The organism is Thiospirillum jenense (assembly GCF_014145225.1).
Classification (GTDB): domain Bacteria; phylum Pseudomonadota; class Gammaproteobacteria; order Chromatiales; family Chromatiaceae; genus Thiospirillum; species Thiospirillum jenense.
This window is the reverse complement of the sequence record NZ_JABVCQ010000004.1, coordinates 80,423-97,915: the sequence shown is the minus strand read 5'-3', so window position 1 is coordinate 97,915 and position 17,493 is coordinate 80,423. Positions and strand designations below refer to the sequence as shown.

Here is a 17,493-nt window from a genome sequence, read left to right as displayed (position 1 = left end):
TTTTAATTGCCACCCATTGCCATTCGGCAGGATTTATTAAACACCATGATTTGGGTTGATTATTTATTACTTGGCATCATCCTCTTGTCAGCCCTCATTGGATTGGGGCGCGGGTTCATTCGGGAAATCATTGCACTGGTCATTTGGGCAGTAGCGATTTTCATTGCGTGGCAATTCGCCCAACCCACCGCGGGTTTACTCACCAATTGGGTCAGCACCCCCTCATTGCGCGTTGGCATCGCCGCCCTGTTATTAGTGATAACTGTATTGTTAATTGGCGCCATCGTTGCGCATTTATTAACCATGCTGGTCGAACGCACTGGCTTAACTGGCACGGATCGTTTATTAGGGTTTGTATTTGGCGCGGCGCGAGGGGCGGTGGTGTGTGCATTATTAGTCTTCCTCGCATCTGTGACACCCTTAACTCAAGACCCCTGGTGGCAGCAATCGCAGTTAATTGGTCATTTCCAACACCTTGCCAGTCAATTACAGGCAATGATCCCGCCCGATTGGGCAACTCAATTAAAATCACTTTAATCACGCGCACCACGCGGCATTTCAATTGCGAGGTGAGGTTATGTGCGGCATCGTCGGTATTGTCGGCAAAAGTGCAGTCAATCAGGCGTTGTATGACGCGCTATTGATGCTTCAACATCGCGGTCAGGATGCCGCTGGTATTGTCACCTGTGAATATGAAAAATTGCACATGCGCAAAGATACTGGCTTGGTGCGTGATGTGTTTCGTACTCGGCACATGCTGCGATTGCGCGGTGAAATGGGCATTGGTCATGTGCGTTATCCCACTGCCGGTTTATCCAGTTCCGCCGAAGCGCAGCCGTTTTATGTTAATTCACCCTATGGCATTGTATTAGCGCACAATGGCAATTTAACCAATGCTGATGAATTAAAACATGATGTGTTTGCCGATGATTTGCGGCATATCAATACCCAATCTGATTCCGAAATTTTACTCAATGTCTTTGCGCACGAATTGCAGATTCAAAATAAACTGCGGATTGATGAGCAGGACATTTTTAATGCCATTGCGGGCGTGCATCGGCGCTGTCGCGGCGGCTATGCAGTGGTCGTTATGATTCCCGGCTTTGGGATTGTCGGTTTTCGTGATCCCAATGGTATTCGCCCAATTATTTATGGCCGCCGTGAAACGATCAATGGCACGGAATACATGATTGCCTCGGAGAGCGTAGCATTAGATACTGTCGGCTTTACGATTATTGCCGATATTGCACCCGGTGAAGCGGTGTTTATTCCCGTTAATACCGAGCAAATCTATCGCCGCCAATGCGCGGCGCAGCCGGTGTTATCACCCTGTTTATTTGAATTTGTTTATTTCGCCCGCCCTGATTCTATTATTGATAATATCTCGGTGCATAAAGCGCGGTCGCGCATGGGCAAAAAACTCGCGGCGAAAATTAAACGCACCTGGCCAAATCACGATATTCAAGTGGTTATTCCCATTCCTGATACCAGCCGCACCGCCGCATTGCAATTGGCTAATCAATTAAACGTCACCTATGCCGAAGGGTTTATTAAAAACCGCTACATTGGGCGCACTTTTATTATGCCCGGGCAGCAGGTGCGCAAGAAATCCGTGCGGCAAAAATTGAATGCGATTGATTTGGAATTCCGCAAAAAGAACGTGTTGCTGGTGGATGATTCGATTGTGCGCGGCACTACGTCACGGCAAATTATTCAAATGGCACGCGATGCCGGGGCGCGTAAAGTATATTTCGCGTCGGCTTCACCACCGGTGCGCTATCCGAATGTGTATGGAATTGATATGCCGGCTGCCAGTGAATTGATTGCGCATGGGCGGAGCGAATTAGAAATTGAACAAGCGCTAGGATGTGATCGGCTCATTTTTCAAGATTTACCCGATTTAATTCAAGCGGCGCAAAAGAAAACGAAAAGCGTGGTGGATCGGTTTGATACATCAGTGTTTGATGGTGTTTATATTACCGGTGATGTGACGGAAGCGTATTTGCAGCAATTAGAACAGGCGCGGAGTGATGCGGCGAAGGCGCAGGCGTTTGATTCAGATGATGCCCTGCTGGATGATAGTGGGATTGATTTGTATAATACTGTTTAATAGGGTGTGCCGCACACCTGACGATAGATTGACGAATGAAAACTAGGGAATCACTGCCATACAACCAAGCCAGTATGATGAAAACCTGATTACTGAAGATATTCGCCATTTGTCGCGCATTAATAATCAATATCGTATTTGTTTCAAATGGTCTACCGATGGCGCAAGCGATGTTGAAATCACTGATTACCATTAGAGAGTAATGCCGTGCGTATTCCGACCCATAGAGAACCTACCCATCCGGGAGACATGTTACTTGAAGAGTTTTTAATTCCAATGGGGCTAACACAAAAACAACTGTCAGACGCTATTCATGTTCCGTATTATAGAATCAATGAGATCATTAATAAAAAACGCGGTATTAATCCCGCCATTGCTCTAAGGCTATCTCGATTTTTCGGAGTTTCAGAAGATTTTTGGATGACTCTCCAAGTGCGATGGGATTTATACAAAGCGAGAAATATAGAAAAGCATGAAATAGACTCTATTAAACCTTTTGTTTTATATTAAACCTGTCGCCTAGAGTTATGCCATTCAATCATCCCTTTACTAATTATCATTTGGACTCATTTCAATGAATGATGACTACAGCAGTTTTGCCACCCAATCTATTCGCGTGAGTCGCCCGCGTACCTATGAAGGTGAGCATAATGAACCCATTTTTACCACCTCCAGTTTTGTATTCAAAAGTGCTGCCGATGCCGCCGCTCGTTTTGCAGGTGAACAGCCCGGCAACATTTATGCGCGCTTTACTAATCCCACCGTGCAAGCCTTTGAACAACGCCTCGCGGTATTAGAAGGCGGTGAAAGTTGTATTGCCACGGCCTCGGGCATGGCGGCGATTTTGGCAATGGGATTGGGGTTATTAAAAGCGGGTGATCGTATTTTGGCCTCGCGCAGTTTATTCGGTAGCACCACGTTGTTATTTGACAAATACTTTGCCAAATTCGGTGTGATGACTGATTATGTGCCATTAGCGGATTTAAACGCTTGGGCGGCGGCAATTCGCCCGGAAACGCGGTTGTTATTTATTGAAACGCCGTCGAATCCATTAACCGAAATGATGGCAATTGCGCCGCTGGCTGATTTGGCACATGCGCACGGCTGTTTATTAGCGGTGGATAATTGTTTTTGTACGCCGGCATTGCAAAAGCCATTAGCGCTGGGGGCGGATTTGGTGATTCATTCGGCGACCAAGTATTTAGATGGTCACGGGCGGTGTTTAGGTGGCGCGGTGGTGGGAAATAAAAAATATGTGGGTGAGGAATTGTATGGCGTGATTCGCACGGCCGGCCCGTCAATGAGTCCTTTTAATGCGTGGGTGTTTTTAAGTGGATTAGAAACATTGGAATTGCGCATGATGGCGCATTCGGCCGCGGCTTTGCAATTGGCGCAGTGGTTGGAACAGCAGCCGGCCGTATTAGCGGTTCATTACCCGGGGTTGCCGTCGCATCCGCAGCATCATTTAATTGGTGATAATCAACAACAGCGCACCGGTGGCGGGATTGTGACTTTTGAAGTGGCGGGTGGAAAGGATGCGGCGTGGCGGGTGATTGATGCGACGCACATGCTGTCTATTACCGCTAATTTGGGTGATACGAAAACGACTATTACGCATCCGGCTACCACGACGCATGGGCGATTAACACCGGAGGCGCGGGCGGCGGCGGGTATTAGTGATGGGTTAATTCGGGTTGCAGTGGGATTAGAAAACGTGGCGGATATTCAGGCTGATTTGGCGCGGGGGTTGGGTGTTTAATTGACTTTTAATTAAAGGGCGCAAGTGTTTGTTGTAAATATTCTAACGCGCTGTGTTCATCAGTTTCAATAGCGATTTCAACGGCGCGTTTGGCGGATTCTAATAATTGTTCACTTTGGGATTTCAAAGCAAAACTTTGTTTGATTAAATCGGCGATTTGGGTTTGAGAAGCTGCATCAATAAACGGAACATAAAAACTATCAATATCTTTGGGGTAGAGTTCCTGTTGTGCAGAACCGGCGCTCAATTGTTCAGTTTGCAAGCGTCCAATTTTTGAATTTAAAACAAAAGCGACATAAACAGGATTCTCATTCTCTATTCTCAAAATGTTAACGTGATTACTGGCTAATGCTCTTTCATCACTTAAATAAACTTGCGTTCTGCCAATATTCGCACCCGTTGTATAAATCAAAATATCGTGTTTTTGCACTCTGGCTTTAGCTTTTGAATCCCAATTATCACTGCTGGTTTTTTCAAAGTTTTTATAATCAAGCCCATGTTCTAAAATGTGTCCACTGTTGATTACGTTTAATTCGCCGTTCTCCACATATTCAGGCTGTAAACCTCTACTGTTGTGTAATTGAATTTCTTTGATCCGCTTTACATATTCGGCATTTTCAAAGCATCTGATTTTAATATCTTCGTATTTCGGTTGATAGCATTCCGCATCCCATCGCCCCGCTGCGAATACCTCCTGACTATTGCGTGTGTAGGTTAATGCGTCGGGTGGTTGCCAATGATTAAGACCGAGCGCGGCGAGTAGGGTTGATTCGGCTTGGGTGTTTTGTTTGAGAGCAGCATCGCGCAGTTGATTAGCATGTTTTACTTTTTCAACAATAAGCGCCTCAAATGTTTTTGAAAACTTGGGAATTGGCAAACGCAGCAGATCGGCTTCTGAAATAGCGGGATACATACTGGCAGTTGTATGCAAATCCATCAGTTTACAGATTTGCTCTGTTCGGAGATAAATAAATAGTAGTTCAGGTGCAATGGTTTTACTTTTCAATACTATAAAGCCAGAGGAACAAACAAAATGGTGTTGTTTTTCATCAATGAGTGCTGTAATACGTCGAATTGGTCGGACACTTGACGTAATGACATCATCTTGTTTGACCATTTGAGTGGCACGACTTGGCGCTTCGCATTGTAGTACGCATTCGCTAGTTATTGATCCGTCAGAACCTATTCCACCAATTTCTATGTAATGAAAATCTCCAAAACTCGCAGGCACAAATCGTCTGTGCATAGACGAAGCAACATCCGCCAATTGCAACCCGTCACGTCGAAGATGTTTAAGCATTCTTAAAACATGTTGAGAATACCGCTCCGCGTCAATACGAAGCATGTCGTTCTCGTTTAATAATTCTGATAACTTAATTTCGCTAATTTCCAGCCCTTCCAACAAAGCGTTATATTTCGCTTCATTGAAAGAGCCTAACTCAAAAAAACTCAAACCCTCCTTTTTCGCAAACTCAATAAACGCCTCGGCAATTCCATCTTCGGTCAAACCATCGTGATTAAACAAATCATGTTTCACAATTAAATGACCATGCTGATCTAATAACGGCTTCCCATCTGCCAATTGCCGATAAATCTTATCCCCCGAATTATCCTTACTCGGCTCGCGCATCGTGGCAAAAAAGATCGCGTAATCATCTTGACGCGGACACAACGCCCCCGCCGTCGGATCATCATTCCACTTTTGCACCAATAACACACTCGTTTTTGTTCCCGTGTGCGGCTTAAACACATTGCCATGCAACCCAATCACCGCCAAAAGACGACACTGCGCCGCAATGTATTCACGCACACTCTGATCTGACGCATTATTAAACCGCCCCTGCGGCAACACAATCGCCATCCGCCCGCCCGGCTTCAAACAATTCAAATTGCGTTCAATAAATAAAATATCCCGCCCCAGCGTATTCTGCGGCTTGATTTTCACTTTACGATAACTGCCATCCGCTAAATGATAAATCGCCGCCGGCGGGGCATGTAATGCTTCGGGAAAGGTCGGCGAGCGCCGCGTCGCATCAATGAGATTTGGATCATTCGGATTAACAGTGGCAATCTTGGTCAAGGTCACAGATCGCGCCAATTCATATTTCGCCAAAATGCGCGTTTCTTTAATATCACCCGCAAACGGTGGATTGGCCATTAATAGATCGAATTGAAAATCCCGATTATCATCATCCGTGACGCGCTGCTCCCGCAACCGTCTCCAGCCATCATTATAAATATCAATCCACGCCGGATCAGTGGTTTTTTCATTCCAGCGTTCATAATCCAATGTATTCAAATGCAACACATTGGTCTGCCCGTCACCGGCAATTAAGTTTAACGTCCGCCCGACCCGCACCGCCCGTTCATCAAAATCAATTGCAAACACTTTATCGCGGACATAATCATCACATCGCGCCGGCTTGCGTTCCGCCGTGAATAAATGACTTTTTTCTAATCCCATTGCCGCTAAAATCTGCTCCCACACATAAAAGGTCGCGTGCATGGGAAACCCACAACTGCCGGCGGCGGGATCAATTAACGTCTCATGCGCCTGTGGATTGAGCATTTTCACACACATATCAATGACATAGCGCGGTGTAAAATACTGCCCCTTTTCGCCTTTACTCGATTTGTTAATGAGATATTCAAACGCCTCATCAATCACTTCTAAATTAGAGTTAAATAACTTGACCTTTTCCAATGACGCCACGCACACTGCCAAATGACTCGGCGCTAAATCAATTTTGACATCCTTGCCAAACACCCCCGCCCATTTCTTTTTCGCCTTATCAAACAACGCCTGCATTTTCGCTTTTAATTCTGTTTCGGTATCACCATCATTTTTGAACACCAAATAGCGGCTCGGATCACGCCCGCCTTCCCATTCATCATAGAGTTTAGTAAATACCAGTTTGAATAACTCTTCAAACACATCCACGCCGGCATTGGCCAATACCTCATCTTCCATTTCCAGAATTAAATCTTTAAGTGATTTACGTTCATTAACCAGCTTATCTTCTTTAACCAGCCGCGCCAGCGTCCAGCGTTCTTGCAAAATATCGGATAATTTCTGCTGCGCCGTTGGAATGGCAGTAATATCTTCAAAATAATTCGGGTCTTTACGATGGTAATAAGAAATCTGCTCACCATTCGTCCACACCCCCATTGGCGCACCGGTGGCATTACAATAGCTTTTTAATTGCTCCTTGCCATCCTTCAATTTCGGTTTCTTGACTTCCACCAAAATATACGGCACCTCCGGTTTATCTTTATCAAAAATGCAAATATCGGCACGTTTCTTTTCCCGCCCAAAGGTCACTTCATATTCAACCGCCATGCGCATCGCGGGATAACCCAATTCATCCCGCAATATCAACAAATACAACTGGCGCACCACTTCTTCAGGCGTTAATTTAATGGGTTTATTGCGCACCACACAGGTCACATAAGCGATTGGCGCTTTACCGTCGCCGGTTTTAATGATTAAACTGCTTTCCAGCATCTCAATCTGCGCCGGCTTAAATTGTGTCAGTGTATAATCACTGCCTTTTAATAACTGTGTCAGCGTAATAGTCATAACAAATCATCTCACCATTTAATCGTCTATTAACATGCGGAAACAATCAAGTCACGCATCTTAATACAATAGATCGCATTCCCACACTGGCGCGTGGAAATGATCAAACGCCACTCACATAAACAGTCATTCATTCCGCCGGCAACACCAGTCGCAATCCAATCACCTGATCGCGGGTTGTTATTCCCACCCAATGCCGCAAACTCACGCGCCGCAAACAGGGTTGCGTATGCAAACCACCGCCGCGAATCACGCGCAATCCATTAGAAAATTGCGTCGCGGCAATTGGGTTATCAATCACCGGTTGATATTCAGGATACGGGTGCAATTCATTCGCGCAACAATCCCACACTTGCCCAAGTTGTTCTAATTTACCCAGCCGCGCTGCCACTTCCCATTGATATTCATGCGGTAACACGGCGCCCGCGTAATTGGCATACTCCCGCCCAATCCATTGCACGAACGCGCTGGCTTCGGCTGGACTAATTCCCTTTACTGGTGCGTCGGCAATTAAATCGGCCGCGCCATTTAATCCCACTCCATACCAATTACCCAATGAATCGCGCCGCCAATGCAAGGGCGCGTGCCAATTAGATGACGGCGGTGCTGACCAAAGCGTTTCATCTTGATACCCGCCCGCGTCAATAAAGGCTAAAAACTGGGCATTGGTCATTGGTGTTTGCGTGATGCGAAACCCGCTTAATTCCACCGCTTGCGGCGGCAATTCATTATCATAGGCGGCGGGTTCATAGCGAGAACCAATGCGATAATGCCCAGCTTGAATGGTGGCGGTGGGCATTTCATTTGGCACGGCGGCAATTAACGGCGTGGTGACTTGATAATTGGTTAATGCCCGCTGGCATTGCAGCGCGAATTGCACACCAATCATGCGTTCAAAGTCTTTCGCGTGTTCTTGTAATAACCACCAAATCAACCGGTCATCGGTTAATAATGGATGATCTGGTAACACGCCGGGCGTAGCTAATTGCTGCAAATGCGCATCTTGAATATCTTCTGCCCAATACACCAGATGCTGGGGCGGGGGTAATGCGGCTAATTGTTCATTCAACGGTTGCGCATCTTTAATAAATAAACTCCGCACTCGTGCGCTTAAATCATCATCGCCGGTGAGGTATTCACGCAGCCAATATAATTCACGATACACGCTGCGCCCTAAATACCAGGCGAGTGATGGTTGATTCGGTAATGGCGTGGCGGTGGCATCAGCGGGATTGGCGTTTTGCACCAAATCACGCATGAGGGTTTGTAAATGGGCGAATTGCGCTAATAAAGTTGGGGCGGTCATGGATAATAAATTGAATGAATAGGGGTTAAAGATGGTGAATGCGGGCGGTAAATACTTATTAGGCGGCGACACGGCTGAGTTCATACAAACGCGCCGCTGATAATTCCAAACCATTTGGCCATCCTAAAGCGCCCGCATCAATAAAAGCTCGCCGCACATACGCTTCTGACTGTAATGGTGTCAGCAATGAACCTGAGCGATGATTGCAGTATTCCCGTACGTCAAATTCACCGCGTTCACCATTGGAAAAGCATAATTTAAAGCAATAATTGCCAAGATAGTGATGTTTAAGCACTTTAATTACTGATGACACCATCCTGCCGCAATCCCGACAGCCACGCCCGCCGATCTGCGGCGCGTTTTTTGGCTAATAACATGTCCATGATTTCCAGACTATCAACCGCCGTTTCTGGCCAAGTGAGTTGAATTAAACGGCGGGTGTCGGGGTGAATAGTGGTCTCGCGCAATTGCTGCGGATTCATTTCACCCAAGCCTTTGAAACGTTGAATACTGACTTTGCCTTTTAATTTCTCTGCGGCAATGCGGTCTAAAATACCCTGCTTTTCGGAATCATCCAGCGCATAAAAGACTTGCTGCCCAACATCAATCCGATACAGCGGCGGCATGGCGACATATAAATGCCCGGCGGTGACTAATGCGGGGAAATGACGCAGGAATAAAGCGCATAATAACGTGGCAATGTGTGCGCCATCAGGATCGGCATCCGCGAGAATACAAATCTTGGCAAAGCGGCGTTGTGACAAATCATCATTGCCCGGATCAACGCCAATAGCAACGCTAATATCATGCACTTCTTGCGAATGAAGAATGGCGGTTGATTCCAAATCCCAAGTATTCAAAATCTTCCCGCGCAACGGCAAAATTGCTTGAAATGTCCGATCCCGCGCTTGTTTCGCCGAGCCGCCCGCCGAATCGCCCTCGACTAAAAACAACTCGCTGCGGCTGATGTCGCTGGTGGTGCAATCGGCTAATTTGCCCGGTAGCGCCGGCCCCTGCGTGATTTTTTTGCGCACCACTTGCCGGCCGGCACGTTCACGGCGCTGCGCGGCGGTGATGGCGAGCGCGGCGATCTGTTCACCGATGCTGACGTGTTGGTTGAGCCACAAACTGAACGCATCCTTGACCACGCCGGTCACGAACGCCGCGCACTCCCGCGACGACAGCCGCTCTTTGGTTTGACCGGAAAATTGCGGTTCGAGCAATTTGACCGATAAAACGTAGCTCACCCGCGCCCACACGTCCTCCGGCGTTAGGCGAATGCCACGCGGCAGCAAGTTGTGAAATTCACAAAAAGCGCGCAACGCTTCGGTTAAACCGGTGCGCAGCCCGTTGACGTGCGTCCCGCCGGCGACGGTCGGGATCAGGTTAACGTAACTTTCCGTGACCAGATCGCCCTCCTCCGGCAGCCACGCCAGCGCCCAATTCGCCGCGGCGGTTTCGGCAGCAAAATCACCGGTGAACGGCGACTCTGGCAACAGTGTTACGTCGGTTAAGGCGTGGGCGAGGTATTCGCGCAACCCGTCGCGGTAACACCACACCTCCTCCTCGCCGCTCGCCTCGTCGCTAAACCGTACCGTCAAGCCCGGGCAGAGGACAGCTTTGGCGCGGAGCAAATGTTTCAGCGGCCGCGGTGCAAAACGTGGGCTGTCAAAATAGCCGGGATTTGGCCAAAACCGCAGCCGCGTGCCGGTGACGGCGCGCTTGACGCTGCCAATCACCGTCAAACTGCTGGCGGGTTCACCGTCGGCAAAGGTTTGGTGATATTCCTGCCCGCCGCGCTTGACCCACACTTCCAGCCGCTGCGACAGCGCGTTGACCACCGACACGCCCACGCCGTGCAAACCGCCGGCAAAGCGGTAGTTGGCGGTGGAGAATTTCCCGCCCGCGTGGAGGCGGGTCAAGATCACTTCGACGCCGGATAAGCCGAGTTCCGGGTGGACATCTACCGGCATTCCGCGCCCATCGTCGTCAACTTGCAGCGATCCGTCGCTAAATAGCGTGACATTGAGTTCATGCGCAAACCCGGCAATCGCCTCATCAACGCTATTGTCTATCACCTCTTGCGCGAGGTGATTGGGGCGGGTGGTGTCGGTGTACATGCCGGGGCGTTTGCGCACCGGATCGAGGCCGGTTAAGACTTCGATAGCGGCGGCGGTATAACTGGACGGGTCTGGGGACATGGCGGGAAAACAGTCGAGGTGGTTACGGCAAATCAGGGATTATGATACCCGACTGCTACCATTCGGGCGGGGCGGCGTGGCGGGGGCGCGTGATGCGCTTGACCGATTGATCGTGGCTGACAGTTTGTTAAATCAAGCAGTTAGCCAAAAATCACCGTTGACCTCGCCAGTTGTTTCACCGCTCGTTTAGCAGTAGGATTTTGATTTAACCGGTGAGCGAGCGACCCAACTGTTGGATTATCACGACAGTTATGCGTCTCATATACCACAGGAATTGCCGCCATCACGCACCGCAAAGTTATTTTTTTTGAGAGCATCCGCATCGCCTGCAAAAACTGCTCGCTGGCCAGCGCATGTCTGCCCGGCGGATTAGCGCCGGAAGATGTCGAACAGTTGGAAGCACTTGTCGAACGCTCGCGCCCATTTCACCGCGGCGACGTGTTATTTCGTCACGGCGAGCCGCTCCGTGCGCTCTATGTGGTCAAAACCGGATCGGTGAAAACCTGCGCCCCGGGGATGAACGCTGAAGAGCAGGTGCTGGGGTTTTACCTGCCCGGTGAGCCGATTGGCTTGGGCGGTATCGCGCAACATTGTCACAGCCGCACGGCAAGAGTGCTGGAAACGTCGGCGATTTGCGAAATCCCCTACCTGCCATTGACGCAACTGGCTACCACGCTGCCGGCGTTACAGCGCCAGCTGTATCACCTGCTGAGTCGGGAACTGAACCAACAAAGTGAGATGTTGCTGTTACTCGGGCGGAAACATGCCGCCGAACGGCTGGCGACATTTTTAACCGATTTGTCGCAACGCTTCGGGCGGCGCGGGTTGTCAGCCACCGAGTTCACACTCAGCATGTCGCGCCACGATATTAGTAATTATTTGGGATTAGCGGTGGAAACGATTAGCCGCTTATTCAGCCGTTTTCAAGCCGACGGGCTATTACAGGTTGATCGCAAACAAATCAAGATATTAAATTCTGTGGCTTTAAAACGCCTCAGCGGCGCGCCCGTCACTCCGCCGCCGCGCCGGCATCGCTCTCATCAACAGTCATAAATCATCACAAGTCATCAATTATCATCATTCAGTGCACCGCTGAATTGCCGGCATTGAATAATGAATGACTACGCTTTAATCCAATCGCTGTTTGGCAAATAACGCCTGACATGCCGCCGGCGGGGGCGGTGGCGGTTTACTCACACCCAACCGCCGCCGCGGCGGATGCAGCGCCTCATCCGTGAACCACCACGCCAATTCCGTGCCACAGCCGTTACCCGCCGGCAGCGGGGCTTGCGCTTTGCATTGCGGATTGCCCGCCGGACAGCGCAGGCGGACGTGAAAATGCGCATCATGCCCGCGCCACGGACGGATTTTGCGCAACCACTTTGCCGATTTCACCTGTTGACACAACGCCAATTTAATCGCCGGGTTGACGAAAATCCGATCAACCGTCGCATCCAGCGCCGCCGTTTTCAGCAACAGCAGTTGCGCATCACTAAACCGCTCGTTGACGTGCAGCAGGTCAGCGTCCACCACCGTCGGCGGATCCTGACCATCCGGGATGTTTTGCCACGCCCAATCCGCCGACGGCGCGAGCGTCAACCACACGTCCACGTCTAGCCCGTTTTGATGACTGCGGTGCAGGCGCGAAATCTGCCCGCCCAGCGGCCGTGACAAGTCGCCAATCATCACCAATTGACCGGTGTTATTCGCCACGACCCGCCCGAGGCGTTGGACAAATGCCACAGTGGCCGGGTGGGAAAAATAATGCTGGCGCTCGCGGCGGATGCTGACAAAGCCGATGCCGCTGGCGGGGAGTGATTCAGCGCCCGCCACGCAGCCGTTGGTGGCACTGCCGATCACTTCGGCGGCGGGGGCGGAATTGGCGGTGGTTAAAACCAGCAGCGCAGTTGTGATTAACGCTGGCAATTGCAGTGGATGAATAAAACGCATGACATTCTCTGATAAGTCGTGTTAATAAACCGGGCGAGTCGTGTTAATCAATTGAACATGTCAGGACAATAAATCCATTTCATAACCCGCTGCTGGCGCGGTGAATTACGCAATTAACTTGAATAATAACACGCTGCCCAACAGCAACGTCAGAATCCCAACCGCTTGACGTAACACCGCTTCTGGTAATCGCCGCACGGTCGCCGTCGCCATTGGCACGGATAACAGCGCGCCGGCGACGAGCGGCAATACCAGTGACCAATTCAATTGCCCGTCTTTTAACCACAAATAGGCGCTGATGCCAACCAAACAAGTGAAGGCTTCGGCGAGTGACGTGATCGCCACCGCTGCTTTGGGTGCGACGCCGGACACCATTTGCCCCGACGTGACCAGTGGCCCGTAGCCGCCGCCGCTCAATCCTTTGTTAAACGCCGCGACCAAACCGATGCCCAACATGGCGGCGGGGCGGTAGCGGATGCGGCGCTTGGCGGTGGCGAGCGTCATCACGCCCATTGCCAATACGATGGTCACGATGGCGATGGCGAACCAGTCGGCGGATAATTTGACCGCCAGCGCGGCGGCGGCGAGTGCGCCAACCGTACTGAGTAGCGCCAACCACCCCAGCGTGTGCCGGGCGTTGCGGTCATGCCACAGGTCGAGATTGCCGTCGCGGTGATGCCACACGCCCGCCACCAGTCCGGTCAACAATTCCGAACACAGCACCGCCGGCACGATGTCGAGCGGGGCGAATTCTGCCAGCAGCAACAGCGGCGTCAAGATGGTGCCGTAGCCCATGCCGAGGCTGGAATCCAAATATTCGCACACCAGCGCGGCGGCAAAAATCGCCAGCACCGTTGCAGTCGCCAGCGGTGGTAAATGTGCTACACCGGGCAGCCAGTGGTTGACCAGTTGACCGTACAGCGCCAGTGCGGCGGTTGTTGCCAGTGTGAGTAATAACCACCAGCGCAGGCGGCGGGGGTGATCTTGATAAAATTTGGCGAGCGAGTTCATTATAAGCTGTTGTATTCGTATGGTTTTCAGTCGGTAGGGTGAGGCATGAACCGCATCAATTGCGGGTTTAAATCCCACGAGTGATGCAGTTTATCGGTTTACGGCACGGTAGAAAATAGAATCGGCGAGTTGGCAGTCAAGTCGCTCATTATTCAAATCCGCGTTTTTGCGCAGACAGGTGTGAAATGAAACTCGATAAAAATAATGTTTTTGCTAATCTGCCGAGTGTTTTACCTGATGAAATATTCCAAACACTTGTGCATACGCAACACGTCAAAATTGAACGAATTATGTCATATGGGCATGGGTCGGAAGCGGGCTTTTGGTACGATCAAGATCAAGCAGAATGGGTTTTAGTATTGCAAGGTCAAGCACAATTAGAGTTTGAAGATAAAGTAATCACATTGGCGGCGGGTGATTATCTCAACATTGCGGCACACATCAAACATCGCATTAAATGGACAACGCCCTCAGAACCAACACTTTGGTTGGCGATCTTTTATAGTTAAGCCAACATAAAATGATTATTGAATTGCACGCATTCTTCGTCATTCCCGCGAAAGTGAGAATGACGATCCACGCACCGCGTAATGACATCAATCAAAATGAAAATACGCCACGCGCTCGCGCAGGGTATCAGACAGCGTATTCAACTGCGCACTTTGCACCAAATTATCCGCCACCAGCGCCGCATTCTGCTTGGCTAATTGGTTAATCTGCTCCATCGCCCGCGCAATTTCCGCCGCCATTTGCTCTTCCTCATCCGTCGCCGCCGCGATCTGCTGAATTAAATCAGTCAATTGCACCACCGCGCCAGCAAACGCATCCAATTGTTCCACCGCTTGACTGTAATGGCTAACGCTCTGCTCGGCCCGCGCCCGATTAGCATGAATCACCGTCACCGCCGTATTAGAACTGGTATTAAGACTGGCAATCATCGTCTCGGTTTCTTGAATAGATTGATGCGTGCGAATCGCCAACTGCCGCACCTCATCAGCCACCACCGCAAAGCCGCGCCCGTATTCACCCGCCCGCGCCGCTTCAATAGACGCATTTAACGCCAGCAAATTGGTTTGCCCGGCGATGTGGCGAATCACCTCCAATACATTGCCGACCGCCTGACTGTGTTGGGCAAGGCCGGTAATCACGCCCTCAGCTTGGGCAATTTCATCCGCCAATTGCGCAATCAACGCCGTCGTTTCGGTCAAAATCGCCCGACTCTCGGCAATGCGCGTGCGCGCCTCGTCGGTCGCCACCACCGCCTGATTGGTGTGATTACTCACCTCCTGCGCTGACGTGACCAGTTGCCGCATCGCCGTTTCAACATGATTGGTCTGCATTTTTTGCTGGTCAAACTGACCGTTGCTGGTCTGCGCTCGCGTGGACAAATCACCCGCGGCCGTGTGCAATTCTCCGCTGGCGCGGTGCAGGTGACGAATGATGTCGCGCATTCGCTCGACCATTGACTGCAACGCCCGCATCAGACAGCCGACCTCGTCCTGATGCTCGGCGGCGGCAAATGACACGTTCAAATCACCCGCCGCCAGTGCCGCCACCGTTGCCACCGCCATATTCAACGGGCGCAGCGCGTGGCGCATCAACCAAAACAACCCGTAACTGGCGATCAACAGCAACAATCCCACGCCGCTGTAGGCGATCAATTCAAACCGCTGTTGTGCCGCCCACGCCGCGCTGTTGTCGGTCAAGGTCACCAGATGCGCGATGGGCTGCTGGTCAACGCCCGTCAACGGCAAGATCACGGTGGCGTAACTGGTCGTGTCGCTGGTGAGCGTGGTGTAAAGCGAACTGCCCAGCGGCGGTAGGTGCGGTTTGATGATGTTGAATAACGCCGGTTGCGTCGCGTCAAATAACTGCTCGCTCGCGCCGGTGAGCATGACTTCGGTGCTGGCAATCGCTTTGAACCGCGCCAGCGCCGAGGTGAGGGATTTTTGCAACACAACGCCGCCGATGTACTCGTGCCGCACGAACAGCGGGAATGCCAGTAACGCGACCGGTTCATCAACAGTCGAACGCCCGATATGCCGCGTGATCGTCGTTTCTGTCGCAGAATCAGGCAGTTGCGCGGCAACAGCGGCGATGTCCGGTGATGGCGTTGCTTGGTGATTGGTCAACAACTGCCCGCTGCGATCAAACAGGTAGAGCTGGTCAAAATAGCCTTGCTCGCCAATCAAGTTGGTCAGCGCGGTCAATTGCGCGGTCACGGCGGCGGCATCGCGGGTTTTGACCGCTTGGCGCAGCGCGAAATCGTCGGTGAAGGCCGCCACGCCGGCGGTCATGTGATCGAACAGCCGCTCCGTGACCTGTCGCCAAATCAGCGTGCTGGCGCTGATAACCGAGTGCGCCAGTTGGGCTTCGAGGCGGGCGTTGCCGGCGCGGGCGACTAAAATCACCGCCGCCGCGACTAGTAAGGTGACGAGGATGGCGGCGAGGGTGACGCTTTTGCGGATGGTCATAAATAAAATGTGCTTGAAAATCAATGCGTCAATGACACGGCGGGCGTGTTTCCATTGCATTGAAGTCAAGCATAGGTTGGTGACGAGTGAGTGACGGCGGGGGTGATCTGCCGTGCGGAAATCACATTTGCACGTTATTCGAAGCACAACATGGAGGTTACGGCGCAGCGTCCGACGAATGCTGCTATATCATGCCACGATATATGCCGCTGGAGATTCAAGCAAGATGTATTGGACTTGGTTTTCTTTTCTGTGTTGTATAGGAGTGTCCGTGAAGTTAGTTACTAGCGCCTCAACGACGGGGTTTCTATTTTCTTCTTTTCCGCCGACATGATAAAAATGCTCTCGTGTACAAACATGATGTTTTGACCATAAGCACTTTACATATTCATTTTCGCGGTAATCATTATGATGCCATGTCGATAAGATAAACTTTCCACTAAAGCCGGAGAGCCTATTAAAAAGCTCTCGTTCGTGAACATCATCCCACCCATTGTAGTAATCAACATGCCGATCAATGTATGGCGGATCGCAGTAAATTATGTCGTTTGGTGAAGCGTCTTGAATTGTCTTATTGAAATCTTGGCATTTAAAAGTGAATTCTTTTGCTTTAATGATCTTGCAGACCCACGCAACCTGATTGACAATTTTTGTCACATAAGCCTGCGCAAATCGTTGCGGTTTTCTACAAAACGGAATATTGAATCCACCTTTTCTATTGAAGCGGATCATCCCATTGAAACCAGCGCGATTAATGAACAAAAAGTCGAGCGGGGAATGTTCCGTGTTAAATCTGTTTCTGACGAGGTAATAGTGATCCTCGCCTTTTGACAAAAGCGCCTCCCCTTCGCAAGTAATAAATTCCTTGACTAATTCCGGTGTTATTTCGCCTGATTGTATGCTGGCGTAAAACCTAACAAGGTGGGGATTTGTATCACACAAGATAGCGCGTCGTGGTGCAACATTAAAAGCCACAACGCCAGTACCCATGAATGGTTCAATCCAAGCGCCATTAAAGTCGCTTGGAACCATGCTCCGTATCCAAGGAACGAGCTTTGTTTTTATACCTTGTGATTTAATCGGCGGCACACCAACTTTCATG

The 17,493-nt window shown here is 50.4% G+C and carries 15 protein-coding genes; 7 read left to right on the top strand and 8 right to left on the bottom strand.

Going from position 1 to position 17,493, the window contains the following annotated elements:
• Positions 1 to 6 precede the first annotated feature (6 nt).
• The 4 genes from HUK38_RS02710 to HUK38_RS02695 all read left to right on the top strand — a co-directional run bounded on the left by HUK38_RS02710 (position 7) and on the right by HUK38_RS02695 (position 3,869).
• Positions 7 to 537 carry a CvpA family protein gene (locus HUK38_RS02710; protein WP_238787392.1) on the top strand — a complete coding sequence of 177 codons (531 nt, stop codon included), beginning with the start codon at positions 7 to 9 and terminating at the stop codon, positions 535 to 537.
• 40 nt (positions 538 to 577) lie between these two features.
• Positions 578 to 2,110, top strand: coding sequence for an amidophosphoribosyltransferase (gene purF, locus HUK38_RS02705; protein ID WP_182582269.1), 1,533 nt, complete (start codon positions 578 to 580; stop codon positions 2,108 to 2,110).
• Between the two features lie 207 nt (positions 2,111 to 2,317).
• Positions 2,318 to 2,620: a HigA family addiction module antitoxin gene (locus HUK38_RS02700; protein ID WP_182582267.1), complete on the top strand. Its 303-nt coding sequence runs from the start codon at positions 2,318 to 2,320 to the stop codon at positions 2,618 to 2,620.
• A 64-nt stretch (positions 2,621 to 2,684) separates the two neighbouring features.
• A complete protein-coding gene (locus HUK38_RS02695) occupies positions 2,685 to 3,869 on the top strand; it encodes an O-succinylhomoserine sulfhydrylase (protein WP_182582266.1) in 1,185 nt (394 codons plus the stop codon).
• Positions 3,870 to 3,876: 7 nt separating this feature from the next.
• On the opposite strand, the gene HUK38_RS02690 is transcribed toward HUK38_RS02695, so the two are convergent.
• The 4 genes from HUK38_RS02690 to parE all read right to left on the bottom strand — a co-directional run bounded on the left by HUK38_RS02690 (position 3,877) and on the right by parE (position 10,956).
• Positions 3,877 to 7,449: a type I restriction enzyme HsdR N-terminal domain-containing protein gene (locus tag HUK38_RS02690; RefSeq protein ID WP_182582265.1), complete on the bottom strand. Its 3,573-nt coding sequence runs from the start codon at positions 7,447 to 7,449 to the stop codon at positions 3,877 to 3,879.
• Between the two features lie 130 nt (positions 7,450 to 7,579).
• A complete protein-coding gene (locus HUK38_RS02685; protein WP_182582264.1) occupies positions 7,580 to 8,839 on the bottom strand; it encodes an SUMF1/EgtB/PvdO family nonheme iron enzyme in 1,260 nt (419 codons plus the stop codon).
• On the bottom strand, positions 8,814 to 9,050 hold the full coding sequence (locus tag HUK38_RS02680) for a DUF2442 domain-containing protein (protein ID WP_202985505.1): 237 nt from the start codon (positions 9,048 to 9,050) through the stop codon (positions 8,814 to 8,816). The genes HUK38_RS02685 and HUK38_RS02680 overlap by 26 nt, the downstream gene beginning before the upstream one ends.
• 1 nt (position 9,051) lies before the next feature.
• On the bottom strand, positions 9,052 to 10,956 hold the full coding sequence (parE, locus tag HUK38_RS02675; RefSeq protein ID WP_182582262.1) for a DNA topoisomerase IV subunit B: 1,905 nt from the start codon (positions 10,954 to 10,956) through the stop codon (positions 9,052 to 9,054).
• Here parE and HUK38_RS02670 point away from each other — a divergent pair.
• Positions 10,955 to 11,146 (top strand): hypothetical protein, encoded by a 192-nt coding sequence (locus HUK38_RS02670; RefSeq protein WP_182582261.1) that lies wholly within the window; start codon positions 10,955 to 10,957, stop codon positions 11,144 to 11,146. The two genes, parE and HUK38_RS02670, sit on opposite strands and share 2 nt — an antisense overlap.
• A gap of 83 nt (positions 11,147 to 11,229) precedes the next feature.
• On the top strand, positions 11,230 to 12,009 hold the full coding sequence (gene fnr, locus HUK38_RS02665; protein WP_338065350.1) for a fumarate/nitrate reduction transcriptional regulator Fnr: 780 nt from the start codon (positions 11,230 to 11,232) through the stop codon (positions 12,007 to 12,009).
• Positions 12,010 to 12,084: 75 nt separating this feature from the next.
• Here the strand turns inward: fnr and mepA are convergent, their stop codons facing one another.
• Both mepA and HUK38_RS02655 read right to left on the bottom strand, forming a co-directional pair.
• Positions 12,085 to 12,906: a penicillin-insensitive murein endopeptidase gene (mepA, locus tag HUK38_RS02660; RefSeq protein WP_182582260.1), complete on the bottom strand. Its 822-nt coding sequence runs from the start codon at positions 12,904 to 12,906 to the stop codon at positions 12,085 to 12,087.
• 105 nt (positions 12,907 to 13,011) lie between these two features.
• The gene (locus HUK38_RS02655) at positions 13,012 to 13,917 is read right to left on the bottom strand and encodes a sulfite exporter TauE/SafE family protein (protein ID WP_182582259.1); all 906 of its coding nucleotides are present in this window, start codon (positions 13,915 to 13,917) and stop codon (positions 13,012 to 13,014) included.
• Between the two features lie 185 nt (positions 13,918 to 14,102).
• Here HUK38_RS02655 and HUK38_RS02650 point away from each other — a divergent pair, with 185 nt between their 5' ends.
• On the top strand, positions 14,103 to 14,426 hold the full coding sequence (locus tag HUK38_RS02650) for a cupin domain-containing protein (protein WP_182582258.1): 324 nt from the start codon (positions 14,103 to 14,105) through the stop codon (positions 14,424 to 14,426).
• An 87-nt stretch (positions 14,427 to 14,513) separates the two neighbouring features.
• Here the strand turns inward: HUK38_RS02650 and HUK38_RS02645 are convergent, their stop codons facing one another.
• The gene (locus tag HUK38_RS02645; RefSeq protein WP_238787391.1) at positions 14,514 to 16,451 is read right to left on the bottom strand and encodes a methyl-accepting chemotaxis protein; all 1,938 of its coding nucleotides are present in this window, start codon (positions 16,449 to 16,451) and stop codon (positions 14,514 to 14,516) included.
• Positions 16,452 to 16,580: 129 nt separating this feature from the next.
• Positions 16,581 to 17,492, bottom strand: coding sequence for a DNA adenine methylase (locus tag HUK38_RS02640; protein WP_182582256.1), 912 nt, complete (start codon positions 17,490 to 17,492; stop codon positions 16,581 to 16,583).
• Position 17,493 lies beyond the last annotated feature (1 nt).

Coding starts and splice junctions, on each gene's coding strand:
- purF (WP_182582269.1), top strand. CDS start 578: ATGTGCGGCATCGTCGGTATTGTCGGCAAAAGTGCAGTCAATCAGGCG.
- HUK38_RS02695 (WP_182582266.1), top strand. CDS start 2,685: ATGAATGATGACTACAGCAGTTTTGCCACCCAATCTATTCGCGTGAGT.
- HUK38_RS02690 (WP_182582265.1), bottom strand. CDS start 7,449: ATGACTATTACGCTGACACAGTTATTAAAAGGCAGTGATTATACACTG.
- HUK38_RS02685 (WP_182582264.1), bottom strand. CDS start 8,839: ATGAACTCAGCCGTGTCGCCGCCTAATAAGTATTTACCGCCCGCATTC.
- HUK38_RS02670 (WP_182582261.1), top strand. CDS start 10,955: ATGGCGGGAAAACAGTCGAGGTGGTTACGGCAAATCAGGGATTATGAT.
- parE (WP_182582262.1), bottom strand. CDS start 10,956: ATGTCCCCAGACCCGTCCAGTTATACCGCCGCCGCTATCGAAGTCTTA.
- mepA (WP_182582260.1), bottom strand. CDS start 12,906: ATGCGTTTTATTCATCCACTGCAATTGCCAGCGTTAATCACAACTGCG.
- HUK38_RS02655 (WP_182582259.1), bottom strand. CDS start 13,917: ATGAACTCGCTCGCCAAATTTTATCAAGATCACCCCCGCCGCCTGCGC.
- HUK38_RS02650 (WP_182582258.1), top strand. CDS start 14,103: ATGAAACTCGATAAAAATAATGTTTTTGCTAATCTGCCGAGTGTTTTA.
- HUK38_RS02645 (WP_238787391.1), bottom strand. CDS start 16,451: ATGCAATGGAAACACGCCCGCCGTGTCATTGACGCATTGATTTTCAAG.
- HUK38_RS02640 (WP_182582256.1), bottom strand. CDS start 17,492: ATGAAAGTTGGTGTGCCGCCGATTAAATCACAAGGTATAAAAACAAAG.